General features: G+C 71.2%; 7 protein-coding genes. 2 read left to right on the top strand and 5 right to left on the bottom strand.

Annotated features, from left to right (window positions below; genetic code table 11):
- Window positions 1-98: 98 nt before the first annotated feature.
- The 4 genes from ACFV5H_RS37285 to ACFV5H_RS37270 all read right to left on the bottom strand — a co-directional run bounded on the left by ACFV5H_RS37285 (window position 99) and on the right by ACFV5H_RS37270 (window position 6,451).
- Entirely contained in the window at window positions 99-722 is a 624-nt protein-coding gene (locus tag ACFV5H_RS37285) for a GntR family transcriptional regulator (protein ID WP_030228993.1), read from the bottom strand.
- Between the two features lie 334 nt (window positions 723-1,056).
- On the bottom strand, window positions 1,057-2,829 hold the full coding sequence (gene sucB, locus ACFV5H_RS37280) for a 2-oxoglutarate dehydrogenase, E2 component, dihydrolipoamide succinyltransferase (protein WP_385199128.1): 1,773 nt from the start codon (window positions 2,827-2,829) through the stop codon (window positions 1,057-1,059).
- Window positions 2,830-2,891: 62 nt separating this feature from the next.
- Window positions 2,892-4,280 (bottom strand): dihydrolipoyl dehydrogenase, encoded by a 1,389-nt coding sequence (gene lpdA, locus ACFV5H_RS37275; RefSeq protein WP_385058887.1) that lies wholly within the window; start codon window positions 4,278-4,280, stop codon window positions 2,892-2,894.
- 647 nt (window positions 4,281-4,927) lie between these two features.
- Entirely contained in the window at window positions 4,928-6,451 is a 1,524-nt protein-coding gene (locus ACFV5H_RS37270; protein WP_385058888.1) for a leucyl aminopeptidase, read from the bottom strand.
- 312 nt (window positions 6,452-6,763) lie between these two features.
- Here ACFV5H_RS37270 and ACFV5H_RS37265 point away from each other — a divergent pair, with 312 nt between their 5' ends.
- Window positions 6,764-7,573: an endo alpha-1,4 polygalactosaminidase gene (locus ACFV5H_RS37265; protein ID WP_385058890.1), complete on the top strand. Its 810-nt coding sequence runs from the start codon at window positions 6,764-6,766 to the stop codon at window positions 7,571-7,573.
- Here ACFV5H_RS37265 and ACFV5H_RS37260 read toward each other — a convergent pair.
- The gene (locus ACFV5H_RS37260; RefSeq protein ID WP_385058892.1) at window positions 7,533-8,138 is read right to left on the bottom strand and encodes an RDD family protein; all 606 of its coding nucleotides are present in this window, start codon (window positions 8,136-8,138) and stop codon (window positions 7,533-7,535) included. The genes ACFV5H_RS37265 and ACFV5H_RS37260 overlap by 41 nt on opposite strands.
- A gap of 207 nt (window positions 8,139-8,345) precedes the next feature.
- On the opposite strand from ACFV5H_RS37260, the gene ACFV5H_RS37255 reads away from it, so the two are divergent.
- Window positions 8,346-9,637: cbb3-type cytochrome c oxidase subunit I (locus ACFV5H_RS37255; RefSeq protein WP_385058894.1), on the top strand; the 1,292-nt coding region annotated here is incomplete at its 3' end.

Here is a 9,637-nt window from a genome sequence, read left to right as displayed (position 1 = left end):
CCTTCCAGGGGCGCGGGGAACTGCGCGCGGGGGTCCGGGGGCGGAGCCCCCGAGGGCGGGACGGGAAGGGGCGGCGGGGGCGAAGGAAACTCCCGGCGTCACGCCCGGGGCGCGCACCCCAGCACATGCGCCTTGACCAGATCCGCGATCAGAGGATCCCGCCGCCGAAACGCGGCGACGAGCTCCTCGTGCTCCTCCGCGTAGGACTGCTGCACCGTCCCCAGCCACCGTATCGACAACGCCGTGAACACCTCGATCCCCAGCCCCTCCCACGTGTGCAGCAGCACCGAGTTCCCCGCCGCCCGCACCAACTCCCGGTGGAACCCCACGGTGTGCCGCACCTGCCCCGTCCCGTCGGACAACCGGTCCGCCTCGTACAGCGCGGCGACATGCGGCTCCAGCGCCGAGCAGTCCTCCGCCAGCCGCCCCGCGGCCAGCTCCGCCGCGATCGCCTCGAGCCCGGCCCGCACCGGGTAGCTCTCCTCCAGGTCGGCGGCCGTAAGGTTCCGCACCCGCACGCCCTTGTTCGGCGCCGACTCGATCAGCCGCAGCGACTCCAGTTCGCGCAGCGCCTCCCGTACGGGCGTCTGGCTGACCTCCAGCTCGGTCGCGATCCGCCGCTCCACGATCCGCTCGCCCGGCTGCCAGCGTCCGCTGATGATCCCTTCCAGGATGTGCTCGCGGATCTGTTCGCGCAGCGAGTGGACGACGGGCGCGGTCATGAGGGCTCCTTAGGGAGGGGCATGAATCCGATGCAGCGGCCCTGAGGGCCTCGTTGAGGGGCGGTGGCCGGGCGGCGGGCGGGACCCCGGGGGTTTTGACGCTTAGACAATACGGCGGCGAGCCCGCCCGGGAGGGGCGCACGGGGGCGCTTTCGCCCAGGTGAGACGAGACTTACACGTTCCATACGCCGATGCCCCCGCCCGGGAAGCCTCGAGAGCTTCCCCGACGGGGGCACCGTACGACCGTGTCGGCGACCGCGGACCGAGCGGTCACGGGATCACAGACCGAGCTCGACCTCGTTGGGATCCTCGGCCCCTCGCGGGACCGCCGGAACTACAGACCGAGCTCGACCTCGAACTCGCCCGCCTCCAGGATCGCCTTGACCGCCGTCAGGTAACGGGCCGCGTCGGCACCGTCCACCAGGCGGTGGTCGTAGGAGAGGGTCAGGTAGGTCATGTCGCGGACGCCGATGACCGTACCCTCCTCGGTCTCGATGACGGCCGGACGCTTGACCGTGGCACCGATGCCGAGGATCGCGACCTGGCCCGGGGGCACGATGATCGTGTCGAACAGCGCACCGCGCGAACCGGTGTTGGAGATGGTGAAGGTCGCGCCGGCCAGCTCGTCCGGGCTGATCTTGCTGGCCCGCACCTTGCCCGCCAGGTCGGCGGTCGCCTTGGCGATGCCGGCCAGGTTGAGGTCACCGGCGTTCTTGATGACCGGGGTCATCAGGCCCTTCTCGGAGTCCACCGCGATACCGATGTTCTCGGTGTCGAAGTAGGTGATGGTCCCCTCGGCCTCGTTGATCTTGGCGTTGACCGGCGCGTGCGCCTTCAGCGCCTGGGCCGCGGCCTTGACGAAGAACGGCATCGGGGAGAGCTTGACGCCCTCACGAGCCGCGAACGCGTCCTTGGCGCGGGCGCGCAGCTTCATCAGACGGGTGACGTCGACCTCGACCACCGAGGACAGCTGGGCCTGCTCGTGCAGGGCCTTGACCATGTTGTCGCCGATGACCTTGCGGATCCGCGGCATCTTCACGGTCTGGCCGCGCAGCGGGGAGGCCTCGAGGGTCGGGGCCTTCTTCGCGGCGGGCGCGGCGGCGGCGGCCGGGGCCGGGGCGGCGGTGGCGGCCTTCGCGGCCTCGGCGGCGGCGATGACGTCCTGCTTGCGGATACGGCCGCCGACGCCGGTGCCCTTGACGGTGGACAGGTCGACGCCGTTCTCGGCGGCGAGCTTGCGCACCAGCGGGGTCACGTAGGCGCCGTCGTCCGTCGCCTGGGCGGCGGCGGGGGCGGCGGCCGGGGCCGCGGGCGCCTGCGGGGCCGGAGCCGGGGCCGGAGCGGCCGGAGCCGGAGCGGGCGCCGGGGCGGCCTGCTGCGGAGCCGGGGCAGCCGGGGCCGGAGCCGGGGCGGGCGGCGCGGGCTGCGCCGGGGCCTCGGGAGCGGCCGGGGCCGGGGCCGGGGCGGCGGCCGGAGCGGCACCCGCCTCGCCGATGACGGCGAGCTTGGCGCCGACCTCGGCGGTCTCGTCCTCGCCGACCACGATCTCCAGCAGCGTGCCGGACGCGGGGGCGGGGATCTCGGTGTCGACCTTGTCCGTCGACACCTCGAGCAGCGGCTCGTCGGCCTCGACGGTGTCACCGACCGACTTCAGCCAGCGGGTGACGGTGCCCTCGGTGACGGACTCGCCGAGCGCGGGCAGGACCACGTCCGTGCCCTGGGCGGAGCCGCCGCCGGACGCGGCCTCGGCGGTGGGCGCCGGGGCCGGGGCGGCCTGCTCGGCGGAGGGCTGGGCCTGCGGCTCCGGGGCGGGAGCCGGCGGGGCGGCCTGCTCGGCGGCCGGGGCCTGCTCGGCCGCGGGGGCGCCGCTGCCGTCGTCGATCAGTGCCAGCTCGGCGCCGACCTCGACCGTCTCGTCCTCGGCGACCTTGATGGAGGACAGCACGCCGGAGGCGGGAGCGGGGATCTCGGTGTCGACCTTGTCGGTGGAGACCTCGAGCAGCGGCTCGTCGGCCTCGACGCGCTCGCCCTCGGCCTTCAGCCAGCGGGTGACAGTGCCCTCGGTGACGCTCTCGCCGAGCGCCGGAAGGGTTACGGAAACCGCCATGGTTTCGGTTGCTCCTTTAAAAGTGCGGAAGTCTGTGTCGTCGCGCCCGATGCCCGAGAGCGTCAGTCGTGGGAGTGGAGGGGCTTTCCGGCCAGCGCCAGGTGGGCCTCGCCCATCGCCTCGTTCTGCGTCGGGTGGGCGTGGATGAGCTGGGCCACCTCGGCCGGCAGCGCCTCCCAGTTGTAGATCAGCTGGGCCTCGCCGACCTGCTCGCCCATACGGTCGCCGACCATGTGGACGCCGACCACCGCACCGTCCTTGACCTGGACGAGCTTGATCTCGCCCGCGGTCTTCAGGATCTTGCTCTTGCCGTTGCCCGCCAGGTTGTACTTCAGGGCGACGACCTTGTCCGCACCGTAGATCTCCTTGGCCTTGGCCTCGGTGACGCCGACGGAGGCGACCTCCGGGTGGCAGTACGTCACCCGCGGAACACCGTCGTAGTCGATCGGGACGGTCTTCAGACCGGCCAGACGCTCCGCCACCAGGATGCCCTCGGCGAAGCCGACGTGCGCGAGCTGGAGGGTCGGGACGAGGTCACCGACGGCGGAGACGGTGGGCACGTTGGTGCGCATGTACTCGTCGACCAGGACGTAGCCGCGGTCCATGGCGACGCCCTGCTCCTCGTAGCCCAGGCCCTGCGAGACCGGGCCGCGGCCGATGGCGACGAGCAGGACCTCGGCCTCGAACTCCTTGCCGTCGGCGAGGGTGACCTTGACGCCGTCCTGGGTGTACTCGGCCTTCTGGAAGAAGGTGCCCAGGTTGAACTTGATGCCCCGCTTGCGGAAGGCGCGCTCCAGCAGCTTGGAGCTGTTCTCGTCCTCGACCGGGACGAGGTGCTTGAGGCCCTCGACGATCGTGACGTCGGCGCCGAAGGACTTCCACGCGGAGGCGAACTCGACGCCGATGACGCCGCCGCCCAGGATGATCGCGGACTTCGGCACGCGGTCCAGGACGAGGGCGTGGTCGGAGGAGATGATCCGGTTGCCGTCGATGTCCAGGCCCGGCAGCGACTTCGGCACGGAGCCGGTCGCCAGCAGGACGTGGCGGCCCTGGACGCGCTGGCCGTTGACGTCGACGGAGGTGGGGGAGGACAGCCGGCCCTCACCCTCGATGTAGGTCACCTTGCGGGAGGCGACCAGACCCTGCAGGCCCTTGTACAGGCCGGCGATCACGTCGTCCTTGTACTTGTGCACGCCCGCCATGTCGACGCCCTCGAAGGTCGTCTTGATGCCGAACTGCTCGCTCTCGCGGGCCTGGTCGGCGATCTCGCCCGCGTGCAGCAGGGCCTTGGTGGGGATGCAGCCGTTGTGCAGGCAGGTGCCGCCGAGCTTGTTCTTCTCGATCAGGGCGACGTCCAGGCCCAGCTGCGCCCCGCGCAGGGCCGCGGCGTAGCCACCGCTTCCACCGCCGAGGATCACTAGGTCGAAAACGGTGCTGGCGTCGTTCGCCACGTCACGTCCTCCATGCATGTGCGCCACGCCGGTCTCCAGTGACCGGTCGGCGGCTGGTGTCCGGCCGCTCTATGTTCTCGGCCCTTGGATGGGGCCCTGTCCTGCCGAGCCCCATCTTCGCACTTGTGGAACCCGAACGAGACGCCGGGCCGTGGTGTGAGACGCCCCACGTTCACTTGCGGCCGACGGGAGGACAGCCCCCTGAGGACGCGGGACTGTGTCTGATCTGCGGCTCCGCCGCACCCGGCCCGCAGCGCCTGTGGGGAGGGCGGGCCGCAGCCGGCCCCAAGGGGTGCGGGGCCGTGTCCGGTCTGCGGCTCCGCCGCGTGGGCGCGCCCGGTGTGCGGCGCCTGTGGGGTGGGCGGGCCGCAGCCGGCCCCAAGGGGCGCGGGGCCGTGTCCGATCTGCGGCTCCGCCGCGTGGGCGCGCCCGGTGTGCGGCGCCTGTGGGGTGGGCGGGCCGCAGCCCACCCCAAGGGGCGCGGGGCCGTGTCCGATCTGCGGCTCCGCCGCGTGGGCACGCCCGGTGTGCGGCGCCTGTGGGGTGGGCCGGCCGCAGCCCACCCCAAGGGGCGCGGGGAGCTGCGCGACCAGCCACAACGGGCCCGCAGTCGCACGACTCCCCGCACCCCGGTTGACCAGGCACCCCTAGCCGAGATCCCCCGAAGCCGCCAGCTCGGCAATCCGCACCAGCGTGCGGACAGCCGACCCCGTCCCGCCCTTCGGCGTGTACCCGAACGGCCCGCCCTCGTTGAACGCCGGCCCGGCGATGTCCAGGTGCGCCCAGGTGATCCCCTCACCCACGAACTCGCGCAGGAACAGCCCCGCGACCAGCCCGCCGCCCATCCGCTCACCCATGTTGGCGATGTCGGCGGTCGCGGAGTCCATCCCCTTGCGCAGGTGCTCCGGCAGCGGCATCGGCCACGCCGGCTCGCCGACCTCCTCCGCCGCCTCGTGCACCGCGGAGCGGAACGCGTCGTCGTTCGCCATGATCCCGAACGTCCGGCTGCCCAGTGCCAGCATCATCGCCCCGGTCAGCGTCGCGACGTCCACGATCGCGTCCGGCTTCTCCGCGGAGGCCGCCCACAGCGCGTCCGCGAGGACCAGCCGGCCCTCGGCGTCCGTGTTGAGCACCTCCACCGTCTTGCCGCTGTACATGCGCAGCACGTCGCCCGGGCGCGTCGCCGAGCCGGACGGCATGTTCTCGGCCAGCGCCAGCCAGCCGGTCACGTTGACCTCCAGGCCGAGCCGCGCGGCGGCGACGACCGCGGCGAACACGGCGGCGGCACCGCTCATGTCGCACTTCATCGTCTCGTTGTGCCCGGCCGGCTTCAGCGAGATGCCGCCCGAGTCGTAGGTGATGCCCTTGCCGACCAGCGCGAGGTGCTTCTTCGCCTTGGACGAGGTGTACGACAGCTTCACCAGCCGCGGCCCCGACGCCGACCCGGCGCCGACGCCGAGGATGCCGCCGTAACCGCCCTTGGTCAGGGCCTTCTCGTCGAGCACCTGCACCTTGATGCCGTGCTCCTTGGCCGCCGCCTGGGCGATGGCCGCGAACGCCTCGGGGTTGAGGTCGTTCGGCGGAGTGTTGATCAGGTCGCGGGCGCGGTTCAGCTCCTCGGCGACGGCGGTGGCGCGCTCGACCGCGGCCTTGTACGCCTTGTCGCGGGGCTTGCCGCCGAGCAACGCGGCCTCGGCGAGCGGCGCCTTGCCGTTCTTGCCGTTGTCCTTGTAGGCGTCGAAGGAGTACGCGCCCAGCAGCACGCCCTCGGCGACCGCGCCGGCGTCGGCGGCGTCCGTCAGGGGCAGGGCGAACACGGCCTTCTTGGAACCGGCGAGGGTACGGGCGGCCACACCGGCCGCCTTGCGCAGCGCCTCGGTGTCGTAGCCGGAGTCCTTCTCGGGCTGGGCGCCGAGGCCCACCGCCACCACGAGCGGCGCCTTGAAGCCGGCCGGCGCGGGGAGCTTCGTCACCTCGCCCTCGGCACCGGACGCGCCGAGGGTCTCCAGGACGCCGGCGAGCCCGCTGTCGTACGCCTGGTCCACGGCCTCGGCGCCCGGTGCGACGACGGGACCCCCCGGCTTTGACGCGGAGCCCTTGGCGACACCGATCACGATCGCGTCGGCCCGCAGGCCGGGGACCGCGGCGGTGCTGAGAGTGAGAGCAGTCACGGTGGTGAAATCTCGCTTCCGATGTGAAGTTGCTGTGGCCGAAGGGTGTGGGTCGACCGGGCCCGGCAGCCGACCCTAGTTCCGACATACGGGCGCGGTGCCGTCGGGGTCGTCCCCGGGCGGCGAACACTCGGCACGAGCCTACGCGCGTGTGAGCGTTCGCTCACTCTTGCGGGCGTTCACCCAGTGGCGGCGCCGCGGCCATCTCCCGGACCCCGCCGCCGCACCCGGGGGCGGCGACGATGATCCTTGAGGTTCCTGTGTACCGCCCGCGGTGCCGACCACACCACCGCCCGTTCTGGAGACCGCCCGGTGAGACGACCCTTCCTCCTTCTTCCGCTGCTCGCCCTGCTGCTGACGGCCTGTACGGCCGCGCCCGGACCCGACACCGACGCCGACGACGCCGCGAGGACACCGGCCGGCGACCGTTGGCGGCCCGGGCCCGGCACCGACTGGCAGTGGCAGCTCAGCGGACGGCTCGACACCTCCGTCGACGTCCCCGTCTACGACATCGACGGCTTCGACCACTCGAAGGAGACGGTCGCGGAACTGCACCGCGACGGCCGGAAGGTCATCTGTTACCTCTCCACCGGCGCCTGGGAGGACTTCCGCCCGGACGCGGACGACTTCCCCGAGTCGGTGATCGGCCGCGGCAACGGCTGGGAGGGCGAGCGCTGGCTCGACATCCGCCGTACCGACGTACTGGAGCCGCTCATGGCCGAGCGCCTCGACATGTGCCGGGAGAAGGGCTTCGACGCGGTGGAGCCGGACAACATGGACGGCTACCGCAACCGCACCGGGTTCCCGCTCACCGCCGACGACCAGCTCCGCTACAACCGGCTGATCGCCCGGCTCGCCCACGAGCGGGGTATGGCCGTCGGCCTGAAGAACGACCTCGACCAGATCCCCGAACTGGTCGACGACTTCGACTTCGCGGTCAACGAACAGTGCGCCCAGTACGGCGAGTGCGCGGAACTGACCCCGTTCGTCGAGGCGGACAAGGCCGTCTTCCACGTCGAGTACGAGCTGACCACCGACCGCTTCTGCGCCGACTCCCGCCGGCTGGGGCTGAGCTCCCTGCTCAAGAAGTACGAACTGGACGCATGGCGTCAGGCATGCTGAGGCCGAGTCCCGTCACCGACGTGCCCGCCACCCGGTCGGCGAGGGAACGGCGGCCGGAGCCCAGTACGGGCAGCGCGTTGACCAGGAACAGGGCCACCGCGACCGCCCACACCAGCACGGACAGCGCGAACCGCCCCTCGATCAGCAGCACGCAGGCCACGGCGTACACGGCGACGTCCGCCGCCGTGGTCACCGCCGCCCGGCGCGCCGCCGCGCCGGGCCCGCGGGGCGTGATCCGCAGCCCGGTCAGCCCCTTGCCGAGGGTGCGCCCGATCAGGGCCAGGCACGCCCACTGGTAGAGGAACGTGACGACGACCAGCAGCCCGAAGGCCTGCTCGACGTAGAGCACCGACTTGTTCCACAGGGACAGGCCGAGGTCCTCGGAGGCGTCGACCACGTCACCGCGCGAGGTCAGCAGATCGAAACCGCCGCGCGTGGCGAGTTCGGGCACATCGGTGACCAGGGTGGATATCCGGTTGAAGGTGAGCACCGCGAGCACCGACGCCAGCGCCACCACCAGCGCGAAGTCGACGGACCAGGCCACGGCACGACGAAAGGTCGGCATCAACGTCCCCCGTTGTTCTGTCTGTTCGGCGGCTCAGGCTAGCGGCGTGGAAGGCGGGCCCACAGGGGGACGGGGAGATCGTTTCAGCCCGGTGACATGACGGCGGGCGCGGCGGTCACCGCGCCCGCCACGGGCACGGAAATTCGACGTCACCCGAATGCGGAGTGGAAAGCGCGCCACGGTGTCCGACTTGGGGCTCGGCCGGGAATGGTCCCGTCATGCTGCCTTCGGAACTCTTCCCGAGCCCATAGGAGGACGTGGACAGTGGCGGACAAGAGCACAGTGGGCTCACTCGACGAGGAGACCTACGAGGACGAGCTGCCGGTCAGGCGCCAGAGGCGTGGCGAGGTCGTGGTGAAGTGGCTGACGACCACGGACCACAAGACGATCGGCACGCTGTATCTGGCGACGTCGTTCGGTTTCTTCGTGCTGGGCGGGATCCTGGCGCTGGTGATGCGCGCCGAGCTGGCCCGGCCGGGCCTCCAGGTCGTCTCGAACGAGCAGTACAACCAGTCGTTCACGATGCACGGCGCGATCATGCTGCTGATGTTCGCGACGCCGCTGTTCGCCGGTTTCGCGAACTGGATCATGCCGCTGCAGATCGGTGCGCCGGACGTCGCCTTCCCGCGGCTGAACATGTTCGCCTACTGGCTGTACCTGCTCGGCTCACTGATCGCGGTCGCCGGCTTCGGCACCCCCAACGGGGCGGCCGACTTCGGCTGGTTCGCCTACACCCCGCTGTCGACCTCGGACTACTCGTCGAACATCGGCGCCGACCTGTGGATCATGGGTCTGGCCTTCTCCGGCTTCGGCACCATCCTCGGCTCGGTCAACTTCATCACCACGATCATCTGCATGCGCGCTCCGGGCATGACGATGTTCCGCATGCCGATCTTCACCTGGAACGTGCTGCTGACCGGTGTGCTGGTCCTGCTCGCCTTCCCGGTGCTGGCCGCGGCGCTGTTCGCGCTGGAGGCGGACCGAAAGTTCGGGGCGCACATCTTCGACGCGGCCAACGGCGGGCCGCTGCTGTGGCAGCACCTGTTCTGGTTCTTCGGCCATCCCGAGGTGTACATCATCGCGCTGCCGTTCTTCGGCATCATCTCCGAGGTCATCCCGGTCTTCTCCCGCAAGCCGATCTTCGGCTACATGGGTCTGGTCGGCGCGACCATCGCGATCGCGGGTCTGTCGGCGACGGTGTGGGCGCACCACATGTTCGTGACCGGCGGTGTGCTGCTGCCGTTCTTCTCGTTCATGTCCTTCCTGATCGCGGTGCCGACCGGGGTGAAGTTCTTCAACTGGATCGGCACCATGTGGAAGGGCAGTCTGTCCTTCGAGACGCCGATGCTGTGGGCGCTGGGCTTCCTGGTCACCTTCCTCTTCGGTGGTCTGACCGGCGTCCTGCTGGCCTCGCCGCCGCTGGACTTCCATGTGTCGGACTCGTACTTCGTGGTGGCGCACTTCCACTACGTGGTGTTCGGCACGGTCGTCTTCGCGAT

The sequence above is a fragment of the Streptomyces sp. NPDC059787 genome, assembly GCF_042732315.1.
GTDB classification, from domain to species: domain Bacteria; phylum Actinomycetota; class Actinomycetes; order Streptomycetales; family Streptomycetaceae; genus Streptomyces; species Streptomyces atrovirens.
This window is presented reverse-complemented; position numbering and strand designations above follow the sequence as displayed.

Coding starts and splice junctions, on each gene's coding strand:
- ACFV5H_RS37285 (WP_030228993.1), bottom strand. CDS start 722: ATGACCGCGCCCGTCGTCCACTCGCTGCGCGAACAGATCCGCGAGCAC.
- sucB (WP_385199128.1), bottom strand. CDS start 2,829: ATGGCGGTTTCCGTAACCCTTCCGGCGCTCGGCGAGAGCGTCACCGAG.
- ACFV5H_RS37260 (WP_385058892.1), bottom strand. CDS start 8,138: ATGCCGACCTTTCGTCGTGCCGTGGCCTGGTCCGTCGACTTCGCGCTG.